Origin of the sequence: Paenibacillus sp. FSL H8-0048 (assembly GCF_038002825.1) — a bacterium.
Taxonomy (GTDB): Bacteria; Bacillota; Bacilli; order Paenibacillales; family Paenibacillaceae; genus Paenibacillus_AQ.
Map to the genome: position 1 here is coordinate 2805241 of NZ_JBBODF010000001.1, position 25444 is coordinate 2830684.

Annotated in this window: 14 protein-coding genes; 5 read left to right on the forward strand and 9 right to left on the reverse strand. The window is 55.7% G+C overall.

Translation table 11 applies throughout. The annotated features are described in order from the left end of the window. Positions 1-20 precede the first annotated feature (20 nt). On the reverse strand, positions 21-3512 hold the full coding sequence (locus NSU18_RS11980; protein WP_341149101.1) for a DUF5107 domain-containing protein: 3492 nt from the start codon (positions 3510-3512) through the stop codon (positions 21-23). Between the two features lie 581 nt (positions 3513-4093). Here NSU18_RS11980 and NSU18_RS11985 point away from each other — a divergent pair. Continuing rightward, a complete protein-coding gene (locus NSU18_RS11985) occupies positions 4094-4990 on the forward strand; it encodes an AraC family transcriptional regulator (RefSeq protein WP_341149102.1) in 897 nt (298 codons plus the stop codon). 60 nt (positions 4991-5050) lie between these two features. On the opposite strand, the gene NSU18_RS11990 is transcribed toward NSU18_RS11985, so the two are convergent. The 3 genes from NSU18_RS11990 to NSU18_RS12000 all read right to left on the reverse strand — a co-directional run bounded on the left by NSU18_RS11990 (position 5051) and on the right by NSU18_RS12000 (position 8431). Further along, a complete protein-coding gene (locus NSU18_RS11990) occupies positions 5051-5716 on the reverse strand; it encodes a serine/threonine protein kinase (protein WP_341019527.1) in 666 nt (221 codons plus the stop codon). A gap of 143 nt (positions 5717-5859) precedes the next feature. Beyond that, entirely contained in the window at positions 5860-6897 is a 1038-nt protein-coding gene (locus NSU18_RS11995) for a Gfo/Idh/MocA family protein (protein ID WP_341019525.1), read from the reverse strand. A gap of 1 nt (position 6898) precedes the next feature. Then, a complete protein-coding gene (locus NSU18_RS12000; protein ID WP_341149103.1) occupies positions 6899-8431 on the reverse strand; it encodes a DUF5605 domain-containing protein in 1533 nt (510 codons plus the stop codon). Between the two features lie 266 nt (positions 8432-8697). Between NSU18_RS12000 and NSU18_RS12005 the strand changes: the two genes are divergently transcribed. Next, entirely contained in the window at positions 8698-9735 is a 1038-nt protein-coding gene (locus NSU18_RS12005; protein WP_445321856.1) for a LacI family DNA-binding transcriptional regulator, read from the forward strand. 116 nt (positions 9736-9851) lie between these two features. Here the strand turns inward: NSU18_RS12005 and NSU18_RS12010 are convergent, their stop codons facing one another. From NSU18_RS12010 to NSU18_RS12020, 3 genes are all read right to left on the reverse strand, one after another. Then, positions 9852-15560, reverse strand: coding sequence for a HAMP domain-containing protein (locus NSU18_RS12010; RefSeq protein WP_341149105.1), 5709 nt, complete (start codon positions 15558-15560; stop codon positions 9852-9854). A 21-nt stretch (positions 15561-15581) separates the two neighbouring features. After that, a complete protein-coding gene (locus NSU18_RS12015) occupies positions 15582-16796 on the reverse strand; it encodes an ATP-binding protein (protein WP_341149106.1) in 1215 nt (404 codons plus the stop codon). A gap of 88 nt (positions 16797-16884) precedes the next feature. Next, the gene (locus NSU18_RS12020) at positions 16885-18174 is read right to left on the reverse strand and encodes a DUF1963 domain-containing protein (RefSeq protein ID WP_341019517.1); all 1290 of its coding nucleotides are present in this window, start codon (positions 18172-18174) and stop codon (positions 16885-16887) included. A 320-nt stretch (positions 18175-18494) separates the two neighbouring features. Here NSU18_RS12020 and NSU18_RS12025 point away from each other — a divergent pair, with 320 nt between their 5' ends. Continuing rightward, positions 18495-20417, forward strand: coding sequence for an ATP-dependent DNA helicase (locus tag NSU18_RS12025; RefSeq protein WP_341149107.1), 1923 nt, complete (start codon positions 18495-18497; stop codon positions 20415-20417). Between the two features lie 236 nt (positions 20418-20653). Here NSU18_RS12025 and NSU18_RS12030 read toward each other — a convergent pair whose 3' ends face one another. Next, positions 20654-21721 carry an SGNH/GDSL hydrolase family protein gene (locus NSU18_RS12030; protein WP_341149108.1) on the reverse strand — a complete coding sequence of 356 codons (1068 nt, stop codon included), beginning with the start codon at positions 21719-21721 and terminating at the stop codon, positions 20654-20656. A gap of 177 nt (positions 21722-21898) precedes the next feature. Here NSU18_RS12030 and NSU18_RS12035 point away from each other — a divergent pair, with 177 nt between their 5' ends. Both NSU18_RS12035 and NSU18_RS12040 read left to right on the forward strand, forming a co-directional pair. After that, positions 21899-22780 carry an AraC family transcriptional regulator gene (locus NSU18_RS12035; protein ID WP_341149109.1) on the forward strand — a complete coding sequence of 294 codons (882 nt, stop codon included), beginning with the start codon at positions 21899-21901 and terminating at the stop codon, positions 22778-22780. A 109-nt stretch (positions 22781-22889) separates the two neighbouring features. Then, complete coding sequence (locus NSU18_RS12040) at positions 22890-24170, forward strand: glycoside hydrolase family 27 protein (protein ID WP_341149110.1); 1281 nt, start codon at positions 22890-22892, stop codon at positions 24168-24170. Between the two features lie 106 nt (positions 24171-24276). Here the strand turns inward: NSU18_RS12040 and NSU18_RS12045 are convergent, their stop codons facing one another. Beyond that, positions 24277-25326 (reverse strand): NAD(P)-dependent alcohol dehydrogenase, encoded by a 1050-nt coding sequence (locus NSU18_RS12045; RefSeq protein ID WP_341019512.1) that lies wholly within the window; start codon positions 25324-25326, stop codon positions 24277-24279. Positions 25327-25444: the final 118 nt, after the last annotated feature.

The following is a 25444-nucleotide window of genomic DNA, read 5'->3' on the forward strand; positions in this document are numbered from 1 at the left end:
CTCTGTTGTCCTCCTTCTACTTATAGTGGTCCCCGGTTCAGGACATGATCGGCCATCCGTCTGTGAACTCCGGCTCCCTGATGATTAGGGTCCAGGGCCAGAGCCGAATCAAGCTCCGCAGCCGCTGCTGCATACCGGCCCAGTCCGAGAAGTCCGAGGCCCCGCATATAGCGGCAATGAATGACATTGCGCCGGTTAAGGTCATCCTCAAACACCAGGAAATCCGGCAGCGATACGGCAAAGTAGTCCAGCTTAATATTGTCGAAGAGATGACGCTCGGCATAATCGATCAAAAGATTGAAGCGTCGCTTAGCCTCCTTCGGCTCCTGAAGCCTCTGCCAGGCCAGCCCCTGGTAGAAAATCATCTCCGGCGGCTGGTCATTGTAGAACACCGCACTTGCCGGCTCGGCCAGACCTTGTGAAGCCGCCCTGTAGCAGCGGACAGCCTCGTCTTCCTGCTGAAGCCCTTCGTATACCCGGCCAAGAGCATAATGGATATTATTCTCCTGCGCCCCTTCCAGCCTCCCTTCGCCCAGATTATGCGGATAGGCCAGCGCCAGCCGGAAATGCTCAAGCGCCGCTTCATACTGCCCGTTCTCCAGTGCCTGTCTGCCAAGCCCGCTGTGGGCGAACTGGTATTGCCCGGTCACCTTCCCCTCTCCGCCCTCCCAGGGATGGAAGGTGCGCGAGCTTAATGCCGTAACCGCTTCGTCATAGCGTTCAAGCTGGTTAAGCAGTGTAACATATTCGAGATACAGATCATCCCGCTGCTCCACAAGGCTGCGCTGTGCCTCAAGATCATCCAGCCGTTCCCCGGCAGACCACGCGAGCTTCTTGCGCAGCTGATCCAGCTCATACAGAATCCGTGCATCCTGCGGTGCACATGCGAAGGCCTGTTCCAGTGAGGAGAGCGCCGCCTCAGGCTTGTTCTGCTTGTTGTAATAGGCCAGGGCCAGATTGCGGTGAACGATGGCGAAATCCCCTCTCAGTTCACGCGAACGCTCCCAGCTCGCCGCTGCTTCCTCCGGCCGCTTCTTGTCATAATAGAGATTGCCGAGATAGTAGTGGGCTTTATCATCCAGGGGATTCGCCCGGACGGCGCTTAACAGCCAGTCAAGCTCGGACAGCGTGTTCGGAAAGCAATGCAGCGGACAAGCCGCTTGCCCCTTGCGGCGGGCCTCCCGTGCCAGCTCACCTTGTCCCGTACGCTCATATAATCCGCCAAGGGCATAATGCAGCATTGGAGGGAGGGATTCCAATTCTAGTTTGGGTTCGGGTTTAGATCCGGGAGCGAAGCTACTCCGCTGGGCCGCCCTCTTCCCTACATCAAGAGCTTCAGGGTACAGTCCGCAGTCCATATAATCCGCCATAAGATTAAGGTAGTTGTGTGCGTCACCACGCATAAGCCGTTCTAATTCTGTCAGCGTCTCTTCTGCCGCAGCAGGGTCCTCCAGTGCTGCAAGGGCCAGAGACAGTTCGTTATATGCGCCAAAATCAGCAGGATCAAGCTGCACAGTCTCACTGGCGAATCCCCTCGCCTGTTCCGGCTGGCCAAGCCTGCGTAGCAGAGCAGACCTCAGATTCCTCATCTTATAATTACGTGCGTTGCGGATCAGCGAACGCTCCGCCAGCTCCAGCGCCTCGGCATACCGGCCCTGCTGGCAGGCAATCTGGGCGAGCGAGAAGTACCCCGCATCCTGCCAGGCTGCCGACCATACCGCTTTGTAATAAGCGGCAAAAGCCTCATCCAGGCGGTTCTGGCCGCGCAGGGCAACCCCCAGCTGATAGTAGGCTTCGCTGTCATACGGGTTAGGATTACGCGAGGTCAGACGTTCAATGGCGCGGCGGAACAAGGGCTCACTCTGCGCATATTGCCCGCGGCGGAGCAGCAGCGTTCCATACGCTACATTCAGCCGGACATCCCCGCTGTCCCGCTTAAGCCCCTCCAGATAATAGGCCTCCGGCTCAAAGGTGGCATGCCGGTAATGCTCCAGGTGCAGGCCTGCCAGATACAGCTCCTCTGCTGAACGCAGCTCTTCCGGCGCGGGCAGCGGCTTCGCCGCCTCAGGGATGCGTTCGATCTCCGGCCGCTTCGGCTGATAGGCAACCAGCAGTCTGCCCTCGGCACTATGGACCGTCAGTCTGAGGTCATGCTCCTGCTCTCCATGGTGCAGTATGACCGTATGCTCTATAGCCTCTGCCGGGGACAGATCTGCGGTCTCCCGCAGATACTCGCCTGCGGCTCCGCTTAAGCATATAACAGCCTGTGCAAGCTGTGTGGTCACGTATACCATCACCACAGCCTGAGCCAATGCCGCATCAACCTCCAGATTGACCGCAGCGTCTACCGAGGCATTTTTCACCAGACCGATGCCTTTATACGGCATGAAGTACTGGGTGAAGCTCTTCTCCTCATACGGCTGCAGCCAGGTGAAATCAGGCTGATTATCGGTGTACACGCCCGTCATGAGTTCAATATAAGGTCCGTCTTCATCGGTCAGCTGGCGGTCCCAGGCCTGCCCGAACTCCCCGTTCCCCCAGGTCCATTGCTTCTTCCCCGGTGAGATATGATGATTAGCCACATGCAGCAGCCCCGCCTGGACACCGTGATCATATCCGCCGACGAAATTATAATCCGACTTATAGGCCATATAGGAGGTCGGAACCGGAATATTCTTGTAGCGGGAGATGTCCACGCCTTCCGAATAATCCTGTTTGTAGTAGGTGCCGGTCGCAATAGGGAAGCGTGATACATCCCTTTTTCCATGATCGAAGACGGCTGTAACATCAGGCGGGAAAACAGACTGCGTCTGATCATTAACCGCAACCGCCGGATTGGCCCACCAGAGGAAGGTCTGCGCCTGCGGCGTCCGGTTATAGCACTGGGCATTGACCTCCAGATAGGCTCTCCCGGGATAAAGTCTGAATGCAGCCGTAACCTTCGTCCCGTACATCCGGTCAATCTCGCTCACCCACACGGCAGCGCTTCCATCCGCAGCAGCCTCAAGCTTGTATTCAACGGGCCCGAACGTATTCGGGCGGTGATGCTGCGGCCAGTTGAACTCAATGCCCCCGGAGATCCAGGGACCCGCAAGACCGACCAGCGCAGGCTTGATTACGCGGTTATAGTAGACAAAATCATAGTTATTCGTCTTGTCGATCGCCCGGTAGATCCGCCCTCCAAGCTCCGGCATGATCTCTATGTGCAGATATTCATTCTCCAGAATAATCAGCTTGTATGCCCTATCCTGCTTCACATCCGAGATGCGCTCAATTACGGGATGCGGGTATACACGCCCGGAGCTTCCCTGATAGACTCTTTTCTCCAGAAACATAGGATTCGGATCGGCGGCGCCCGCCTCATAGGTCGGTATGACCACACTTGTCTCCCGTACCTGCACCCGGTCCGCTCTATCCGCATTGTCCGTGTTGTCCGTGTTGTCCCCGTTGTCAGCGTAATCTGTGTTGCCCCCCGCTGCCTCCGGCATCTTACCGCTACCTGCATGCTTCATGCCTTCACTGCCTCCCTTGACTTGATAGTTCTACTCTAGCCTCTGGCCGCGAAGGTTCCAATTGACGAAATGCGGGAAGTGATGGATTATATTCTTATTCTGTGCAAACTTGTCGTGCAGGCGTCACTGCTATGATATACGCTTTCCCGACCTTTGGGGTTGGGATAAATCCTGCCCATAATGCAACATTCCGCCCCTGAATTCAGCCATAAACCGGAAATGTTGCACAAAAAGCAACATCTGTCCTCCTTCCGGCGGCCAAACGGGGAAATTCCTGCATTTTGTGCAACAATCCGCTCTGCCCCCCTTATCCGAGAGTCAAAATTGCAAAATGTGCAACATTTTCATCATCTCAGCATTGCAACATTCTCAGCATCCCAGCACCCAAGCATTTCGCATTCCCTATATTCAGCCTCTACAGCTCCCAAAAAACTCACTTACATTTCTTTTGGAAGCGGCTATCCCGTTCTAATCCTTCGGATGAATACGCTGGTACCTGCGGGAAGAGATTGGAAAGTTACTTGTTGGACCAGAATGTCTAACGTTTGGTTTATATACGATCTGTCAGGAGGGGAAGCGGCATGAATGATGACCATATCCGCAAGCCGGAAGGGTTTATCGAGGAGAAGCTGTATGTGCTGCCGGAATATTGGATGAAGGAATTGGAGCAGGAGGAGCTGACCGCGTCCTTGTTCATTACAGACATTGGTTACTTTCCAAATGCACGTTATCATTTCAGGGAACGCCTGGAAGGCAGCCCGTCGCATATCTTGATCTTGTGTGAAGCGGGGGAGGGCTGGCTGGAGCTGAACCACGGGGAGCAGATGCACATGCAGCCGGGGGATATGGTCATTATTCCTCCAGGCACCCCGCACCGGTACGGGGCTATGCAGGAGAAGCCATGGAGCATTTACTGGTTCCATTTCAAAGGAAGCCATGCCGACCGGCTGGTGAAGCTGTTCGGATTGTCCGGTGCCCCCCTCGCCCTAGCCCCAAGCGGCAAAGCCCGGCTCATCGACTGGTTTGTCCCTGCCTACGAGCTGCTGGCTGAGCGGACCTACGCTCTGGCTACCCATGTGCATATCGCCCAGACAGTTAGGCAGCTGCTCTCCGGGATAGGCCTGAGTACCGGGAAATCAGCTCAGGAGAAGAAGCGGGAGACGTATCTGGAACAGGCGATCCAGTATATGAACGGACGGCTGGGCAGCACCCTCACCCTGCCTGAACTGGCTAAGCATGCCGGCCTATCGAAGCAGCACCTAATCTATATTTTCAACGCCGGGACCGGGGTCTCCCCGATCGAGTATTTCCTGCGGCTCAAAATCCAGCGCGCTGGCCAGTTGCTCGATCTTACCGAACTCAGCATCAAGGAGGTCGGCTCTGCCGTAGGGATCAACGACCCTTATTACTTCTCCCGGCTGTTCAAGCGAATCTCCGGCTTCTCTCCCTCCAGCTACCGCCGGATTCCGAAGGGCTGAGGCCGTGCGGGATGCACAACTGAGGTCCACATCCTGTAAGCACTACTATAGAAGCCTTTGTCACTTCCGGAAAAGAGTGAATCCGCTCCGCCCCCGCTTCCGCCGCCTCCAGAACCGGTAGCCCCTGCGGACCGTCTCCAAAATCAGACGGGGAACCGGAAATACCCGGCGGGAAGCCACCGGCTGGTACAACCGGTAATACAGCCGCTTGTAATCCTCCCACATGCTGCAATCGTCATCCTTCAGGAAGTCCGATACATCTACAATCAGTCCCCGGCCGTCCCGGAGCATCACATTCTTGGCGTGGATATCATGCGGGCGCAGCCCCCTGGACCTCGCATACTGAAGCGCGTTGTCAATGTCTTCAATAGCCTGTCCGGTAATGAGTATGCCGCGTTTCATGGCATCGTAGAAGGTAACTCCGCCCAGCCTTTTGAGGACCAGGAAATCGGCTCCGGCATAATAGCATTCCGAGAAGGCCGGATGCTGCCCAAGGCAGCGGTACACCTCTGCTTCTTCCTCCATGCCCGGCCTGCCCGGCGCGTAGATCTTCACTGCGTATGCTTCCGCCTCCTGACGGCAGAAGACAGCCGCATAATTTCCGGTTCCGAGTACCCTCCAGAGCTTCGGTACACGACTGACCTTCACCGGCTCCAGCGGATTCACGCTCTCTATTTTAACCTGACCCAGCAGCTCGCCCGTGATCTGCTCCAGCAGCTTGTCCATCCTTCTCACCCCGCAGCTTAAGTTCAGTAATGACTCTTTCCACCCAGTGTACGCTATTCCCGGGCGATCAGCCAATCTTGCCGGTAAGCATGGCGAAGAACCGGACAACAGCCCTCCGGTTCTTCGTATACCGCCCCTTAGAGCTATGCCAAATGAACGACCTCATGCTCCTCCGCACTCCGGTAGGTCCCGAATACAAGCTCCAGCGTCTTCAGATTATCTTCGCCGCTCGTCTGGAATTCCTCACCCGTGTTCAGGCATTCAATGAAATGCGACTGCAGGCTGTAATGACTCTCTTCAAAATCAAGGCCGTTCTTCTCCGACACGACCGTCTCGGCTCCGCTGTTATCGATCAGGCTGAGGGTGCCGCTGCTGTACAGCTTAATCGTTGCCTGATCGCCTTCAATAATCAGCTGTTCCTTATGATCCGGCAGCACAGGCAGCGTGAGCCTGCCCGGCAGATTCTGCCGGGTGGCCCAGCTCATATCCATCAGGCCCATATAATCCTCATAGCCGAGGGTAATCAGCCCGGCGTCCTCCCCGGCAATATACGGGCTGACCTTCCGGGTCTCCGCATACAGCCGCTTCGGCTCCCCGAACAGGAAGCGCCACGTATCATACCAGTGAACCCCCATCTCATAGAACAGCAGCCTCGGCATCTCCCGGAAGAACGGCTGCGGAAGCTCATTCTCCAGGGCAAAACGCGGTGAATAATAATCCGTATGAATATAGCGGATCGTCTGGAGCTGTCCTGCCTCGCCCTCATCCAGCAGCTTGCGGATCGCCTGAATCGGCTGCAGCCAGCGCCAGTTCTCTGTGACCATCAGCCGGACGCCCGCAGCACGGGCCGTTTCCACCATCCCGCGTGCTTCCTCCATAGAACGGGCAAACGGCTTTTGGCACAGGATATGCTTCCCGGCCCATGCAGCTAGTCTGACCAGCTCAGGATGGGTATCCGGTGCGGTAATAATATCTACGATATCGATGTCAGTAGAAGATAGCATCTCCTCCAGCGTAGAGTACAGCATGTCCCGGGGAATCCCGTATGCCTCGGCCTTACTGTGCAGCTTGTCCGAATCCAGGTCGCACAGGCCTTGAATCTGAACGCCGGGGATACGCTGCCATGCCTGCAAATGCTTGTCTGACCAATACCCGGCCCCCACTATACCAATCTTCCACATCCTATTTAGCCTCCAAGTCATGCTCATCGTGCAGGCGCGTCATTCTCACCGCCATATATGTCCGTCCCGGCAGATCGACCCTGAAGGTTCCCTGATAGCTGCCCGCAAGCACCTCCACCGTCATGTTCCAGGTATCCAGCAGCTCCACCTTGTAGCGGATCTCCGGGTTCATCGTGAACTGGCGGAAGCCCGGCCGGTTGAACCCGAAATAATACAGATAATATTCGTCCTCCACCCCGGCTCTGGGCAGATCCCAATCTGAAGGCAAGGGGTTCAGCCCCTCTGAAGGCCCTTCCTCCAGCACACGCCGCAGAAAAGCAATCCGCTCAGGACTCGTGCCATACAGCCGGCCGCCCTTGGCCCACCAGAGCTTATCCTCCGGGTGCAGGTAGGTTTCCCCATGCCCGACATATCCACCACGGACCGCTCCTTCCCAGAAGCGCCGGACCATCTCTTCCCCGGTAATATTTCCCCAGCCATGCTCGATATTGCCCTCGTAGACACATTCATCGATCACGACAGGCTTATTCCAGCGCTGTCTCCATTCGTCTGTATTCTCGGAAGTCTTGTACACATCCACACGCTGAATACTGCAATGCGTAACCCAGGGCTGGTTAAAATCATAGAAGGCAATCCCGTTGTGGTTAGAGATCAGGTGCCCGTAAGGATCATACGACGTTACAATATGCGCGTACCTCTCCCAGTCGGCCAGCAGCTTATTGCTCATGAAATCATATTCATTGGCCAGCGACCACCAGATATGGCGGTAAGCCGAGAGTCTGGCTACAAGGTACCGGAGATAGCGGTCATCCGCCTCTTTGCCCATATCTGCGAAGCCCCAGCGGTCATACGGGTGGAACAGAATCAGGTCGGCCTCAACGCCCAGCTCCCCAAGGTCTGCAATCCGCTCCTCCAGATGCCGGAAGAACGCCGGGTTGAACCGGCTGTAATCCCACCCTGCCTGGACCGAGCCTTCATAAGGATAATACTCCGGTTCATTCTCGTTATAGGAGTAAGATTTCGGGAACACGCACATTCTTATTTTGTTAAAAGAAGACGCTTTCAGCGTATCCAGTGTCTGGCGCTCCATCTCCTCGCCCTGATGCGTCCACGCATAGCAGGTAGTACCAATAGGCAGATAGCGCGTTCCGTCCTCATAGGCAAAATGAAAGGTATTCTTCACCCGGACCGGGCCGTGATTCCCCCCTGCCGCAGCCGTGCATTCCAGTTCTCCCTCAACTCCATGCAGAGCAGGCGCATTACTGCTGGTCCGGAACGTCCACTTCCCCTGATGCTCCGGCATGAAGCGGATGCGGTACACCCCGTCTCCATCATAGAAGCCCAGAACCAGAACCGAACGGTCTCCCATCGAGAATTCCGCCTGCAGCGCTACCTCCGCAAACGGATTCCCCCCTGCTGGGCCTCCTTGCAGTTCAATTTCACATACACCCCACTGTGAAGTCTGGTCCGGCACCGATACGGAAATCCTTCCCTGGAATGCTTCAGCCTGCCCTGCTTCCTTCGGATTAGCCATAAGTCCTGCTCCCTTCTGTATGAATCCTCAGCTATACAATTAGCAACATTGAACTAAACAATAACTAAACAAAATTAGATCATTTAACTCTAAATCTATTATAAGGCAATCCTACATCACCTTATAATTATCGTCAATAACATTATCTTAAACTAAACATTGCTAAACAATAAGACTCAAAACCAGCTTCATTGCTAAAATTAGTACCTTCCCTTACACTAAACATACTTAAGCTAAGATGTGAAATGGAGGTCTTGTCATTGAATATGGAAGAGCTTGCCCGGCTGGCCGGGGTCTCCAAAGGGGCTGTCTCGCTGGCGCTGAACGGGAAGCCGGGGGTCGGTCCGGAGACACGCGGGCGAATCCTGCGCCTGGCGGAGACCTATGGATATACCGGCAGGGGAAGAGCGGCCGCCGCTGAAGCGAACCCCACCACCCTGCGGTTCCTGGTGTTCACCAATGCCGGACTCGTTCATGAAGAGTATTATCAGCAGCCCTTCTTCCGGGAGCTGATTCATCATATCGAGGAACGCTGCCGGATGGGGGGCTACAGTCTGATGTTCTCCGCGATTGAAGAGAAGCACTATGAGCAGGGCATTCAATCGGTGATGGAGGAGCCCACCAGCGGCGTGATTCTGCTCGGGACCAGCCTGGATGCGGCCAGAATAGCCGATATCGCGGACAAGCTGCCCGGCCTGATTGTGCTGGACACCTGCTTCGATGCGCTGCCTGTGCATTTTGTCGAGATCAATAATTATATGGGGGCTTATCAGGCGGGCACCTATCTGGCCGGCCACGGACACCGGAGGATCGGCTATATTGCATCCGAGGAGCGGATTCATAACTTCGGGGAACGGCAGCGCGGGTTCATGGATGCCATGGCGGAGACGCAGGCGGAGATTCCCCGGAGCAGTATGCTGGCGGTGCCGCCGACCTTATTTTCCTCCCAGGGGCCGCTGCGGGACAAGCTGCAGCAACTGAAGGACAGCGGCCAGCCTTTTCCCACCGCTTTCTTCTGTGAATGTGACTATATCGCCATCAGCGCGATCAAGGCACTCGGCGAACTGGGCTTCTCCGTCCCGGAGGATGTATCCGTCATCGGCTTCGATAACATCAATGAATCACAGATTGTAACCCCTGAGCTGACCACGGTTCATGTGGAGAAAGAACGGATGGCCGCGTGGGCAGTAGATCTGTTCACCGCTTCTCTTCACCGGCAGCCCGCAGTCAGCACCAAGGTCAAAGTCGACACCCTTTTTATCGAGAGAGCTTCCTGCCGGCGGCTCGAACCCTCTGCGGATTAATTAAGCTACATTCACAGCGCATTTGCAAAAAAACAGGAGCCCGCCCTAACCGCCTGATCGCGGCTAAGGGGTTGGCTCCTGTTTCTGTCTGCATAGTCCGTCCTATTCGTCCTGCTCTATTTGTCCAGCCAAGCACGCATCATCGATAACAGCTGTCCGCTGTTCACCGGCTTGGTAATATAATCGGAGCAGCCTGCTTCCAGGCACAGCTCCCGGTCCCCCTTCATCGCCTTGGCTGTAAGCGCAAGTATCGGGAGGTCCCTCCATTCCGGCTTCTCCCGGATCGCCCGGGTTGTCTCGTAGCCGTCCATTCCCGGCATCATAATGTCCATCAGGACAATGCCGATATCCGGCGTCTGCTCCAGCAGCGTGATCGCATCCTGGCCGTTCTCTGCAGGGATCACCTTCATCTGATGGCGCTCCAGAATAGAGGTTAGCGCAAAGATGTTGCGGATATCATCATCCACTACAAGTACCTTTTTATACTCGATCATCTCATCCGATTGATACAGCTTCACGAGCTTGTCTCTGGAGAGCGGCGGCAGATTCTCTGCTTTGCGGTGCAAGGCGAGAGTGGATTCATCAATCAGCTGGGCATCCGATTTCACCTCTTTGAGCACCGCCATCTTCGCCAGCTCATCCCATTCGGTCTCTTCCTCCGGCGTCAGCTTCCGGTTCATCTGCACCAGGACGGGAATTCTTTTGTTCCTGGCGTTCTTGTACATCTCCCGGAGGAAGCGGATCAGATTCATATCCGCCAGGCTGCTGTCCAGCACGATCGCATCGAACGTCTTGCTGTTCAACTGGTTCAAGGCTTTGCGTCCGGTCTCTACGGCCGTGAGCGTAAGATCCGGGTTGTCCAGCAGCTCGCCTATATGCTTGCGCTCCTGTTCATCCTGGACGGCGACCAGCAGATTGGCCGTGGTGTGATCCGCGAACTGATTCAGCCGGTCCAGCGCACTCTCCAGCTCCTCATTCGTCACGGGCTTGCGGAAGTAATCGTAAGCCCCCTTCTGCAGCAGCTGCACCTCGTCTTCATCCACGGTCATTACGCAGACCGGAATATGCCGTACCCCGATATCATGCTTGAGCTGCTGAAGCACCAGCCAGCCGTCCGTATCTCCGCCAAGATGCAGATCCAGCGTGATGGCCGACGGCTGGTATTTCTGAACCAGCTCCAGGACATCCCAGCCGCTGGTGGCGATAACCGCTTTGATTCCTTTTTTATGGAGCATCCCCAGAATGATCTCGTTGAACTTCTGGTCATCCTCAACGATCAGGAACACCCGGTCCCCCGGTTCAATCCTATCGCGGTCATCCGCGAAGGGCTCCTCTTCCGGCTTGACAAGGCTGCTTCTGCGTTTGGCCGGAGTGATATCAATGACCTCAGGAACATGAGCCTTCGGCGGCTCCGGTTCTGTGAATTCCGCTTCCGTCGGCAGGTACAGGTTGAATACACTCCCCTTGCCTACTTCGCTATACAAGCTAATCTCTCCGCCGAGCATCTCGGCAATCTCGCGGGAGATGGCAAGCCCGAGACCCGTTCCGCCGTATTCCCTGTTCGTACTGCCGTCCGCCTGCTGGAACGCTTCGAAAATAATCTGCTGCTTCTCCGCCGGAATGCCGATCCCCGTATCACTTACCGAGAAGCAGATTACGGTTGTCGCCCGTTCAAGCGATTCATTATCCGGATGCCACCCCTCCGCTGCTTTGCGGACTTGCAGCATAATCTGTCCTTGCTCGGTGAACTTGAAGGCGTTCGACAGCAGGTTCTTCAGGATTTGCAGCAGACGCTTGGAATCCGTAGCGATGCTGGCCGGTACACCGGGATCAATCTTGATCCGGTAGTCGAGCTTCTTGGCATCCACCATATGGCGGAAGGTACGGTCCAACCCGTCCGTCAGCTCCGTAAGCGGGACTTCGCTGAAATCCGGCGTGATCGTGCCGGATTCGATTTTGGACAGATCGAGGATATCATTAATCAGGTTCAGCAGCTCAAGCCCCGAGTCCTGAATCGTCTTCGCGAACTTCACCTGCAGCTCATGCAGATTCTCATCCGGATTCTCGGCCAGCTGTTCTGCCAGGAGCAGCAAGGAATTCAGCGGCGTGCGCAGCTCATGGGACATGTTGGCCAGGAATTCGGATTTATACTTGGAGGTAAGGGCAAGCTGCTCCGCCTTCTCCTCCAGGTAACGCTTGGCCACCTCTACCTCATGGTTCTTGCTCTCTACCTCTGCCTTCTGCAGCACCAGCAGCTTCGCCTTATCCTCCAGCTCGTCATTCGTGCTCCGCAGCTCCAATTGCTGCTTCTGCAGCTCTTCGGTGAGCGACTGGGACTGAATCAGCAGCTCCTCCGTACGCTGGTTAGCCTGCATCGTGTTGATCACACTGCCGATAGATTCCGTAAGCTGATCCAGGAAGGCGATGTCGATATCGCTGTAAGGCCGGAAGCTCGCCAGCTCCAGAATCGCCAGCACCTGATCCTCGAAGATGATCGGCAGCAGAATGATATTGAGCGGCGTCGCTTCGCCCAGTGCGGACGAGATCATCACATAATCGCCCGGAACATTGGTCAGCAGAATCCGTTGCTTCTCAATCAGGCACTGGCCGACCAGCCCTTGCCCCGCACGGAATTCATTCGCCAGATGCTTGCGGTTCTGATAAGCATAGCTGGCGAACAGCTTCAGAACAGCTTCCCCGCCGGAGGGCTCATTAATGTAGAAGACGCCATGCTGCATCGATACCAGCGGAGCCAGCTCGGATAGAATCATCCGGCTGACTGCATACAGATCGCGCTGCCCCTGAAGCATCCGCGAGAACTTGGCCAGATTGGTCTTCAGCCAGTCCTGCTCGGTGTTGATCCGGGTCGTCTCCTTCAGATTACGGATCATCTCGTTGATGTTATCCTTGAGCGTAGCAACCTCCCCGGAGGCGGATACATCAATTGCCCGTGACAGATCGCCGTTAGTCACTGCTGTAGCCACATTGGTGATGGCCCGCACCTGTGTGGTCAGCGTACTCGCCATGTAATTGACGTTGTCGGTCAGATCACGCCAGGTACCCGCAGCTCCCGGCACGCTGGCCTGTCCGCCCAGCTTCCCTTCGGCTCCAACCTCGCGTGCCACGGTAGTTACCTGATCCGCGAAGGTAGCCAGCGTCTCGATCATGTTATTGATCGTATCCGTCAGCTCGGCAATCTCGCCCTTGGCCTCAACCGTCAGCTTCTGCTTCAGGTTACCGTTCGCCACCGCCGTCACGACCTTGGCAATGCCGCGCACCTGATCGGTCAGATTGGTCGCCATGATATTCACGTTGTCGGTCAGATCCTTCCAGATCCCCCCGACACCGCGTACCTGGGCTTGTCCGCCCAGCTTGCCGTCCGTGCCGACCTCACTCGCTACACGCGTTACCTCGGAGGCGAACGAATTCAGCTGATCCACCATCGTATTGATCGTGTTCTTCAGCTCAAGCAATTCGCCTTTGACATCGACCGTAATCTTCTTGGACAGATCCCCGTTCGCTACCGCCGTGGTTACACCGGCAATGTTGCGCATCTGAATCGTCAGGTTGCTCGCCATGAAGTTGACGGTATCGGTCAGATCCTTCCAGGTGCCGGACACATCCTTCACCTCGGCCTGTGCGCCCAGCTTACCATCCGTGCCCACCTCACGCGCTACACGCGTCACCTCGGAGGCGAAGATGGAGAGCTGATCCACCATCGTGTTAATCGTATTTTTCAGCTCCAGAATCTCGCCCTTGACGTCTACGGTGATCTTCTTGGACAGATCGCCCTTGGCTACCGCTGTGGTCACATCTGCAATATTGCGCACCTGGTCCGTCAGATTGCGGGCCATGTTATTTACGCCTTCGGTCAAGTCCTTCCAGGTGCCGCCTACACCCTTCACCTGCGCCTGACCGCCGAGCTTGCCGTCTGTCCCCACCTCGCGCGCTACACGCGTCACCTCGGAGGAGAACATGGAGAGCTGGTCCACCATCGTATTGATCGTGTTCTTCAGCTCCAGAATTTCTCCTTGCACATCCGCAGTGATTTTTTTGGACAGATCGCCGTTCGCCACCGCTGTCGTTACCACCGCAATGTTGCGCACCTGATTCGTCAGGTTGGACGCCATGTAATTCACACTTTCGGTCAAATCGCGCCAGGTTCCGGCTACGCCCTTCACCTGCGCCTGTCCGCCCAGCATCCCTTCAGTGCCGACCTCGCGCGCCACGCGCGTCACCTCGGAAGCGAAGATCGACAGCTGCTCCACCATGGTGTTAATGGTGTTCTTCAGCTCCAGGATCTCGCCGGTCGCATTCACCGTAATCTGCTTGGACAGATCCCCCTTCGCCACGGCAGTAGTCACTTCAGCGATATTTCGCACCTGATCCGTCAGCGTACCCGCCATGAAATTCACGCTGTCGGTCAGATCCTTCCAGGTCCCGGAGACCCCCTTCACATCGGCCTGCCCGCCGAGAATCCCTTCCGTAGATACCTCGCGCGCCACGCGCGTGACCTCGGAGGCGAAGTTACTGAGCTGGTCCACCATGATGTTAATGGTGCTTTTCAGCTCCAGAATCTCGCCCTTCGCATCGACAGTAATCGTCTTTGACAAGTCGCCCTTGGCTACCGCCGTGGTCACTTCTGCTATATTGCGCACCTGATTCGTTAAGTTGGACGCCATATAGTTGACGCTCTCGGTCAAATCCCGCCAGGTGCCGGACACGCCCTTGACGTCAGCCTGCCCGCCGAGAATCCCTTCCGTACCGACCTCACGCGCCATCCGGGTCACCTCGGAAGCAAAGGTCGATAGCTGATCCACCATCGTATTGATCGTGTTCTTCAGCTCCAGAATTTCACCCTGCACATCGGCCGTAATCTTCTTCGACAGATCGCCGTTGGCAACCGCCGTGGTCACCACCGCGATATTCCGCACCTGATTCGTCAGGTTGGACGCCATATAGTTGACGCTCTCGGTCAAATCCCGCCAGGTGCCGGAGACATCCTTCACATCGGCCTGTCCGCCAAGCTTGCCTTCGGTCCCGACCTCACGCGCCACCCGGGTCACCTCAGAGGCGAACATAGAGAGCTGATCCACCATCGTGTTGATTGTATTCTTCAGCTCCATAATCTCGCCGCTCGCATTGACCGTAATCTGCTTCGACAGATCGCCGTTCGCCACGGCTGTGGTCACCGCCGCGATATTGCGTACCTGATCCGTAAGATTCGTCGCCATATAATTGACGCTGTCGGTCAGATCCTTCCAAGTACCGGAGACCCCCTTCACATCAGCCTGTCCGCCCAAAATCCCTTCGGTACCCACCTCACGCGCCACGCGTGTAACCTCGGAGGCGAACGTGCTCAGCTGGTTCACCATCCTATTGATATTGCTTGCCGTCCGCTGGAACTCGCCCGTGAGCGGCCGTCCTTCAATCGCCAGCTCCACCTGCTGGGACAGATCGCCCTTGGCCACGGCGTTAATTACCCGGACCATCTCGCTGGTCGGCTGAATCAGGTCAATCACCAGGCCGTTCAAGGAATCGGTCACCGTCTCCCAGGACCCGCCCAGATTCTTCTGCACGAACCGTCTGGACAGGTTCCCTTCCTTGCCGACCACTCTGGCCACCGTCTGAACCTCGTTCACCAGACTCTCTTGAATATCCATAATCTCGTTGAACGTATCCGCTACCTTACCGGCGAGCCCCGTCCGGTCATAAGGCATCCGGTGGGAGAAATTGCCCTTCTTCATCGCCATCAAGGCGCTCAGCAGTTCGCCGGCGTCTATTCCATCGCCCTGGTTTTCTTTGTTTTGGTTGTCATCGCTCATAGTATCAACCCTGCCCCTTATTCAGCACGTATTTTTGCTCTCCAATCCAAGCTGCTCACGAACGGCAATTGTAAAAACAAACGTAGCCCCGGGTTCCTCCGATGGCTCGACCCGGATGCTTCCGCCCAGCAGCTCTACCAGAGCTTTGCTGATCGATAAGCCAAGCCCCGTGCCTTCGAACCTGCGTGTGGTAGAGGCGTCGAGCTGGGAGAAGGGCTGGAACAGCTCGCCGATTTTATTCGGGGGAATCCCGATTCCTGTGTCTTTGATTGTGAATTCAAGTGTAAGCTTCTCTGCCGGTCCCTCCAGCTTGTTAACCGTTATGTATACACTGCCTGCATGGGTGAACTTCACGGCATTGCCTACGAGATTATTCAGCACCTGGCGGAGGCGGTTCACATCTCCCACCAGATCAGGCGGCACAGCAGGATTAATCTCCACCACCATGTCAAGCTTCCGCTCACGGATCTTAGCAGTGAACAGAGCAATAGTCTCGCTCAGGCAGTCCTGCAGAGAGAACGGCGCCTCTTCCACCACCAGCTTCCCGGCTTCCAGCTTGGAATAATCGAGAATCGGATTGATCACCGACAGAAGGGCATTGCTGCTCGTATGGATAATCCCCGCCATCTCACAATATTCCTCCGGCAGATCCGAGGCCAGCAGCAGATCAGACATCCCAATGATCCCGTTCAGCGGCGTGCGGATTTCATGGCTCATCATCGCCAGGAATTCCGATTTCACCTTGGAGGCAATCTCTGCGGCTTCCTTCGCTTCCCTCAGCTCCTGATTTGTCCTCTCCAGCTGCCGGGCCTGCTGCTTCAGCATTTCGCTCTGGAGCTGCAGCGTCTTATTCGCTTCATACATGCTGACGTAGCCTTCAATCTTGGACTTGAACAGCTGCGGGACGAAGGGCTTCGTCATGTAATCCATCGCGCCGACAGAGTAACCGGCGAAGATATCCTCCATCGTCGTACTGTTAGCGGACATGAAAATAATCGGCACCACATGATTCTTCTCCCGGGTACGGATAAGGCGCGCCGTCTCCAGCCCGTCCATCCCCGGCATTTGCACATCCATCACAATGACGGCGAATTCCTCCTCCAGCAGACAGCGCAGCGCTTCAATCCCGGAATAAGCCCGAAACAACCGGTAAGGCTCTCCGCGGAGAACGGCCTCAAGGGCAAGCAGATTCTCGGGATGATCGTCTACGAGCAGGATGTTGACCGGAAAATCCATGAGAACCCTCACTTTCCAGCTTGTGGCTCGCCTTGCGTTTATATTTCGAAAATATAGCTTATATACCCAAAATTTCTAATCACGAAACTCAGGTCTGCTGGTAATTCACCGCTGTAATCAGGCACTCCCGGCACAGAAAAGCATAATAAATCCCCTCGTCCTCCGCCACCTGGCCCATATCCGCCTGCGCTGCAAAAGTCATCGTCTGTGCGCAGCAGGGACAGGCCGGATAGTCCGCATCCTGAATCCAGGCCGGATGCCCTCCGATCTGTGAGGCCGGTGCCTCCAGCACCCAGTGTGCACTCTCATAAGTACCGGCCGGCTGTTCCGACAGCTGCATTACATGCCATCCGCTACACGCCAATGCTCCTCCAGTATTGTCAGGCAGATATCCGGGAACAACATTATATTCACTCCATGAATATCCGCCCTCCAGATCAATCTTCATATATACAGTGCCGTAACAGTTGCAGTGCATACAGGCCGCAATTCTTAACCGCTTGCCGGGAAGTTCCATGAACCTAACCTGCGGATGCTGCAAATCGTAATCGAATAAAACGGTTAGCGCACCTCCGCACCAAGGACAGGCTTGCGTTCCTGTCTGAAGCATTTGAACCGCCGCCGGAGCACCAGGCGCTTCCGGAGTGTCTTCCCTGCTTACCAGGAAGGGGTAACATTCAGGATGGTATAGTTGCCTTTTTCCGCCTACAGCATCCAGCTCCCAGCCAGCTTCAAGGGCATACGTCTCTGGCGCCTGATATAACGCTGCTGCCCACTCCGGCGGGGACTGCCGCCATGACGCGAACTGCCTGACCACCACTTCATCGCCAATCCAGGCCAGCGCCAGCAGCAGCAGATTACGGTTAACCGGATCGGACTCCACCTGGGCAATGAGCCGGTCCCTTACCTTCGCGTCAGCATTCTTGAAAAGGATCGCGGGTGCATAATTCCCTGTGCGGAGGAGCATTTCCAGACCTGGCCCAAGCCGTGTATCTGTGAAGCAGAGGAGTGACACCAGGACCATCTCCGCCTGGTCTATATCCTCTTCTTCCAATAAATGAACGGCGTAGCTCTCCATCCGTTCTCTCTGTTCCTCTGTCAAATCATGATACAGCTCCTGTGCAGTCCGGGGGTAAGGAACTTCCTTGATCAGCGGATCAGGCTTCCGCGGGCTGTGCATAATGGTGAGAATCTCAACCGGATCATGGATACCGGCATATCTGTTCACCTCTTTACGGTTCTGTTCAATATAAGCCTGTCTTCCTATCGCTCTCTTCTGCTGATAGCAGGGCATACAGATGCCCCCGGTCTTCAGTGCGGTTGCAGGAAGAATTGTTCCCGTGCAGCCCGGGGTCTGACAAGGCAGACGTTCGCTCATATCCTATCTCTCCCTTCATGATCAGTACGCAGATTATGTCTTGATTATAATAGATATGGACCTTCTGATCGAATGCAGCCCCGCTCCTGCCTGCAAGGGACGAAATTCCAGAATCTAGAATACAGATTCAGCCATAACCCTTGACTGTTCGCCCGCCATCTAAGATAATAACAACCTCTGCCGTAATCCATGCAGGACAAGACTAACATTGACACAGAAAAGGGGCGGTCGTCATCAACTGGTTAAATGATCTCTACAAATTACAGAAGAAGGAGCCGGCCAATGACGCCGAGCCTGCCCTGGTCAATGCCATCTTCCGCATGTATGACCGGTTCAAACGGCTCGGTCTCACTGAACGGCTCGGCCAGCAGGATATGTCGCTGGATATTGCTGACGCTTATGTCCATGGCCGGAATGCAATGATTGAAGCCGGGGTCGGCATCGGCAAATCCTTCGCCTACCTGATTCCCGGCCTGCTCATTAATCAGCTCTCCCGGCAGCCGGTCATTATCGCCACCTCGTCCATCCAGCTCTCCGAACAGATCCATAAGGATCTGCGGTTCATCGGCAGCCGGCTCGGCTTCTCCATGGTCCGCTCTGTGGTCGGCAAGGGCATGGGGCAATATGCCTGCCGGTACCGGGCAGCGGACCTGTTCCCGTCCGGGGAGCCCGGCTCCCCGCTCACTGTACTGGCAGAGGGTATCCTTAATGCAGAAATTAACGAACGGGCAGATCTGAAGGGCGGGGTCAATGATGCCTTATGGTCTAACGTGTGTGTGACGGATTGCAAGTTCGAGCACTGCCACTACAAGCATACCTGCGCCTTCTATGACATGCGGGCTAAGATCAACGCCGGCCCGGGTGAGATGGATATCATCATCGTGAACCAGGATCTGCTGATCCGTGACCTGATCAAGAAAAAAGAAGGCACCAAAGGCCTGATCACCGAGCGGCCTGCACTGATTATTATAGATGAGGCGCATAATCTGGAGGCCAAGGTCCGGGATGCCCAGACGCATGAGTTCACCTTCCGGGGGATCTCACGGGTGCTGGAGGATGCCATGCAGCTGCTGTATAAGCAATCCGCAGACCGCAGCCTGATGAAGTCCTTCCAGTTCGTCCGGCGCTGCGCCAAAGAGCTGTTCAGACAGATAGAAGCAGACCTGCTGCACACGGCCAAGCAGGATACTGACCGGATTAAAGTATCGGCGATTACGGGAGTCCCGCTAGAGCAGGCTGTGCAGCTTCTGCAGGAGTTCCGCCTCAGCCTCTCGGTCTTGACTTCCCGGCATGAGCGGGAGATCGATAATACCTTCGAAGCGGTTAACGCAATGATTGACCTCTTCCAGGTGCTTGCCGGGACGGAGGACAACTATCTGCTCTGGGCCAGCCAGCCCCGGGGAGAAGCTTCCGTCAGTATCTGCCCTAAGGGGATTAGCCAATTCCTGAAATACAGTATATTTAACGGCAAGACCTCTGTCATTCTGACCTCTGCGACCCTCAGCCAGTCGGGCGGTACGCTGGAGGAGCAATACGCTTATCTGTCCCGTTCGCTGGGCTACAGGGGGGAGTATATGGAGCGTCAAGCTTCACCGTTCGATTACGACAACCACACGATGATGTATATCGCCAAGGACGTTCCTTACTATAACCACAACAACCGGGAAGCTTATCTGGAAGCGGCATATAAGGAGCTGCTGCGGCTATGCAATCTAACGGATGGGCGGACCCTGGTGCTTTTTTCGGCCAAAGAGGATATGAAGTACATTCACAAGAAGCTGAGCGAGGAGAAAGTGAAGTGGGCGCTGCATATGCAGCGGGAAGGCTCGTCCCAGGACGGGGTGATCACTGAGTTCCGGGCGAGCAAGGGCGTGCTGCTGAGTACCGGTGTGTTCTGGGAAGGCGTGAATATTGAGGGGGCAGATCTGTCGCATCTGATCGTCTTCCGGCTGCCGTTCCCGGTTCCGGCCGATCCTGTCTACGAATACAAGGCTGCGCAGGCGGGGAATCCGCTTATGGAGGTCTACGTGCCGGACATGCTGCTCCGCCTGCGGCAAGGCACCGGGCGTCTGATCCGCAGCGAGACAGACCTCGGCGTGCTCAGCATTCTGGATTCCCGCCTGTCGGCCGCAGCCCGCAACCCGTACCGGGAGCAGGTCCTTGCCGCGCTGCCGTTCACCAAGGTGACGGAGGAGTTCGGGGTGCTGGAGAAGTTTGTGCGGGAGAAGGGGATTCACCGGTGACGGGTAGTATGTACCTATTGCATTTTGTACATTAGATCGAGCTGTAAAACTAACTTTTTAGCTATTCTACTGTATTATGTACAGCAGAATTCAGAGATTTTGCCCATATTAGGCTTCTCTCCAACATTCTACTGTACTAAATACAATAGAGACCATTTATTGAGGGTTTTTTTGAATTTCTATTGCACATAGTGCAATCACCACTGGACTACCAGCGCCATTCTTCACCAGCCCGCTCACCAATTCATCAGCTTTCGGATTTCGGATGTCAGTCTGTCAGCTGCTTTGCGGTGGGTCAGCCGGGAAGGGTGAAAGTCAACGGCGTAGCCGTCCTCTTCGCGCTGTACCTCGAACTTCATCACTGAAATCCTGCTGTCGCCAGTTTCCCGGGTATAGCGGCTCACCGCCTGCTCCAGTGTAGGATACAGCCTGTCCCCCATGATACCCAATGTACATAGAATGGTGGAATCGGGATTTTTCTCTCTGACCTTTTGGAGAAAAGCGGCATAGTTCTCTGCATAATCCGCCTGCTTGGCGGGGTCCTCCTTGGTGTACGAATCGTCGTTGGTCCCCAGATTAATGACGATCAGCTCCGGTGTGAATCTGCTGAACTCCCAAGGAATCTCCTGGGGCAGCAGACTGCCGCCGAACCTCCCTTCCGACTTACCCACCTTCTCGTAGTAATCGGGCAGAAGATGCGTGGTCAGCTTCTGGTCGTTCTCCGTGTAGCCGGTAATAATGCCGTATCCGCTGTAACATACCATACTGTAATCCGCACCAAGCTGCTCTGCGCTCAGGTAGGCGTAGGCCTTCGTTACATCTTCTGTAGCCGTAGAAAAAGTATGTAGCGCCTCTTCATCATCCACACCATACCCGCAGGTAATGGAATCGCCGATGAATTCGATCGTATGCTGCGGGGATGGGGTCGGCTTAATCCCTTCCTCAGCCTGCACCGCGATCTCTACAATGCCAACCGTTGACATGGCCGCTTCAGACAGCTTCGTAATTCTTACGGTAACCTCTTGCTCGGTGTCGCTTTCGAACACTGTATACGTTTTGCGCGGCTGATCCACCTGATCGTCTATCACCCGCCGGCCGTTAACGCTGATTCCGATCCGGGCCAGATTGTTGCCGGTTGTTGCGGTATCATCGCCTTGCAGAGTGATCCGGGCCGCCCGGCCGCAGAAAGAGAATTCCACCCCGCCGCCGGAGAGCGCCAGCCACAGCACCTCCCCCATCCAGTGGGTCCGCCCGATAATTCTGACATGATTAGCTGCCGGTTGGTACGTTTGCATCTGGGACATTCCATAACCTTCCTTCTCTCGTTTCTATTCGTAACAGTAGCAAAGGTGCTTTATCTTGGCAATGAAGATTGTTTAGCAGTGCTTTTCATATAGCTGCATAGGTTGGTGTGGTAAGATACTAAGTACTTGTCAAGTGGTAACATATACATTCTATATTTTGAAAAAAGGAGGATATCCATGGACATCCCCAAAGGAACTTACGGCTTCCGCTTCGCCGAAGACAAAGAGCTGCAGCTATGTGTATTATTCGCTGCCGGTTATGATTCCGTCTCTGATCCCGCTTACCGCTGGGACGGAATGGAGCGCAGCGACGGCCCGCTGCTGCTGTTCCAGTACACCCTCTCTGGTGAGGGCATGTTCGAGTCAGAGAACCGGACTTACCGGGTCCGGGCCGGACAGGCTCTGCTGGCGGAAATCCCGGGACCGCACCGTTATTACTATCCGCCGGATGCGGACGAGCCCTGGGAGTTTCTGTTCCTCCTGATGCGCCCCAGCCTGATCTTGCCCCACTGGCGCAGATTCCTGCGCGAAGCGGGTGAGGTACCCCGGCTGCCCGCAGATTGTGCCCCTGTCCGGCTGGCGCGGATGATTGTTGTGGATGCCGGAGCGGGCAGAATCTCCGATCCGCTGATCGCCTCGTCCAACGTCTACCAATTCATGACCGAATTGACCCGAATGCAGGCAGCTACGCTGCGCGACAGGGACAACTGGTCAGAGAATATCAAGCGCGCCGCCGAATTCATCGAGCAGCATTATTCGCAGATGATCAGCATCGACCAGCTGTCGGAGCACGTCTCCCTGTCCAAGTATCATCTCATCCGCCGCTTCTCGGCCAGCACCGGCCATACGCCCGGTGCTTATCTGACCCGGGTCCGCACGGAGAAGGCAATGGAGCTGCTCCGGGGGAGCAGCTTAAGCATTGAAGGCATTGCCCAGCAGATCGGCTACTCCAGCGGAAGCTACTTTATCAAAGCGTTCCGCAGCCTGACCGGACTGACACCAGGCGATTTCCGCAGCGGGGGCGAGAGCCTGACCTACCGCCAGCTCTTTTTTGACTGAGCGCAATATAGTGCTATCCGGCTTATAAGATTACTATAGATATTGAATTTATCCTTGATTATGATGGACTTAAGAAGAGCAATAATCCATCTGATAAGGAGATTATACAATGAATCATAAGCTTGCAGCACCTGTCCCCCCGCTGGGCTGGAACAGCTGGGATTGCTACGGCGCAGCCGTAACAGAAGCGGAAATCCGCGGCAATGCGGAATATATGGCCGAGCACCTCAAAGACTTCGGCTGGAGCTATATCACCGTTGACATTCAGTGGTATGAGCCTGGTGCCGTGTCCTCTCTGTACCGCCCCTTCGTCCCTCTGATCATGGATGAATACTCCCGGCTGATGCCTGCCGAGAACCGCTTCCCTTCGGCAGCAGGCGGCCAGGGCTTCAAGCCGCTGGCCGACTATGTCCACAGCCTGGGACTGAAATTCGGTATTCATATTATGCGCGGCATTCCGCGCCAGGCCGCCCATGCAGGCACCGCTATTCTAGGTACGGAGGCAACTGCCCGCGAGATCGCGCACACGAACTCCATCTGCCCGTGGAATACAGATATGTACGGTGTCGATGCATCTAAGGAAGGCGCTCAGGCCTACTACAATTCACTCTTTGAACTGTACGCCCAGTGGGGGGTCGATCTGGTCAAGGTGGATGACATCGCCGCCTCGAGACTCTACGATACCCATCAGCCGGAGATTGCCCTGATTTCTGCGGCAATCGAAAATTGCGGACGTCCGATGGTCCTGAGCCTCTCCCCCGGCCCCGCTCCGGTAGAATATAAAGAGCATTTCACCGGACATGCCAACATGTGGCGCATCACGGATGACTTCTGGGACCGCTGGGAGCTGCTGCTGGACATGTTCAGCCGCTGCCGCAGTTGGCAGGGCGTCCCGCAGGCCGGCTCATGGCCGGATTGCGACATGCTGCCGCTCGGACACATCGGCGTCCGCTCCGTCGACGGCGGCGGGGATGACCGCTGGACCCGCTTCACCCGTGACGAGCAGCTGACGATGATGTCGCTGTGGAGTATTTTCCGTTCGCCGCTGATCTTCGGCGGCGAGCTGCGGGATAACGACGATTGGACCCTGTCGCTGCTCACCAACCGTGAGGTGCTGCGCATGCAGCGCGAGAGCCATGGCGCCAGGGAAGCCCTGTACCGCGATGAGCTGATCGTCTGGACCGCAGCTCATGACGACGGCACCCGGTACGCAGCCGTCTTCAACATTGGCAGCGGCCCGCTGCCGGTTGACCTGAGTCTCGAAGAGATCGGCCTAAGCGGCATGGCCGCAGGTACGGAGCTGTGGAGCCAGACGCCTGCTGAACTTAGCGGCGGCGTGCTGAAGACCACCGTGCCTCCGCACGGGGTACGGCTGTATAGCTTCTCGTAGGAGAAGCTCAGCAGAAATACCAACAGCCTGCGGGAATGGAGTAGTTCCATTCCCGCAGGCTGTTTCTTTTGACAATATAGGTGAAGGAGCTTGCGCTTCTAAATCCTTATGCCTTCCCCATCGTGCTGATATCAATCACAAACCGGTAACGCACATCCGAGGCCAGTACACGCTCCCAGGCTTCATCGATCTGGTCAGCCGAAATCACTTCGATCTCGGAAGCGATCTGATGTTCAGCGCAGAAATCAAGCATCTCCTGTGTCTCGCGGATTCCCCCGATCATCGAACCGGCAAAGGAACGGCGGTGACCGATCAGCGAGAAGGCGTTAACAGCCAAAGGATCAGCGGGTGCACCGACATTCACCAACGTCCCGTCCAGCGCCAGGAGTGACAGGAAGGCATTGATATTTACCTGCGCACTGACCGTATTAATGATCAGATCGAAGGAACCGGCCAGTTGCTTGAATGTCTCCGGATCAGTGGTGGCATAATAATGATCTGCGCCCAATTGCAGGCCGTCTTCCTTCTTCTTCAGGGATTGGGATAACACCGTAACCTCAGCCCCCATGGCATGAGCAATTTTCACTGCCATATGCCCCAGCCCGCCGAGACCGACTACAGCTACCTTTTTGCCGGGAGCAGCTCCCCAGTGGCGCAGTGGTGAGTAAGTAGTGATTCCGGCACACAACAGCGGTGCAGCAGCGTCAAGCGGAAGGCTGTCGGGAATCCGCACCACGAAGTCTTCAGTGACAACGATATGTGTGGAATATCCGCCTTGTGTATAGTGCCCGTGGCGGTCAGTCGCTCCATAGGTTCCTGTGTTCCCCTCCAGACAATATTGCTCCTCGCCTTGCCGGCAGCTGCTGCACACTCCGCAGGAATCGACCATACAGCCTACCCCGACACGGTCGCCAACAGCATATTTCGTCACTCCAGAACCGATCTGGCTGACAATACCTGCAATCTCATGCCCCGGAACCAGCGGATATTTCACCGGTCCCCACTCCCCGCGGACGGTATGAATATCGGAATGGCAAATACCGGCGTATTTAATCTCGATCAGAACATCCTGCGGCAGCAGCTCCCGGCGTTCGATCGTAGTCAGCTTGAACGGGCCTTCCTGGCTGAATGCAGCATGTGCATTAACTTGTATCATAGTGAGACCTCTTTTCAATAGAATAGTAGACATCATTCCTTAAGCTTTACAAAGCTTATAATATTCCTTAAAGTTAACTCTAAGTCAAGCCCGAAATATCCAGGACAGGAGAACGATG

Excerpts from the sequence above, each read along its gene's own strand:
- NSU18_RS11980 (WP_341149101.1), bottom strand. The coding sequence starts at position 3,512 with ATGAAGCATGCAGGTAGCGGTAAGATGCCGGAGGCAGCGGGGGGCAAC.
- NSU18_RS11985 (WP_341149102.1), top strand. The coding sequence starts at position 4,094 with ATGAATGATGACCATATCCGCAAGCCGGAAGGGTTTATCGAGGAGAAG.
- NSU18_RS11990 (WP_341019527.1), bottom strand. The coding sequence starts at position 5,716 with ATGGACAAGCTGCTGGAGCAGATCACGGGCGAGCTGCTGGGTCAGGTT.
- NSU18_RS11995 (WP_341019525.1), bottom strand. The coding sequence starts at position 6,897 with ATGTGGAAGATTGGTATAGTGGGGGCCGGGTATTGGTCAGACAAGCAT.
- NSU18_RS12000 (WP_341149103.1), bottom strand. The coding sequence starts at position 8,431 with ATGGCTAATCCGAAGGAAGCAGGGCAGGCTGAAGCATTCCAGGGAAGG.
- NSU18_RS12005 (WP_445321856.1), top strand. The coding sequence starts at position 8,698 with ATGGAAGAGCTTGCCCGGCTGGCCGGGGTCTCCAAAGGGGCTGTCTCG.
- NSU18_RS12010 (WP_341149105.1), bottom strand. The coding sequence starts at position 15,560 with ATGAGCGATGACAACCAAAACAAAGAAAACCAGGGCGATGGAATAGAC.
- NSU18_RS12015 (WP_341149106.1), bottom strand. The coding sequence starts at position 16,796 with ATGGATTTTCCGGTCAACATCCTGCTCGTAGACGATCATCCCGAGAAT.
- NSU18_RS12020 (WP_341019517.1), bottom strand. The coding sequence starts at position 18,174 with ATGAGCGAACGTCTGCCTTGTCAGACCCCGGGCTGCACGGGAACAATT.
- NSU18_RS12025 (WP_341149107.1), top strand. The coding sequence starts at position 18,495 with ATGTATGACCGGTTCAAACGGCTCGGTCTCACTGAACGGCTCGGCCAG.
- NSU18_RS12030 (WP_341149108.1), bottom strand. The coding sequence starts at position 21,721 with ATGTCCCAGATGCAAACGTACCAACCGGCAGCTAATCATGTCAGAATT.
- NSU18_RS12035 (WP_341149109.1), top strand. The coding sequence starts at position 21,899 with ATGGACATCCCCAAAGGAACTTACGGCTTCCGCTTCGCCGAAGACAAA.
- NSU18_RS12040 (WP_341149110.1), top strand. The coding sequence starts at position 22,890 with ATGAATCATAAGCTTGCAGCACCTGTCCCCCCGCTGGGCTGGAACAGC.
- NSU18_RS12045 (WP_341019512.1), bottom strand. The coding sequence starts at position 25,326 with ATGATACAAGTTAATGCACATGCTGCATTCAGCCAGGAAGGCCCGTTC.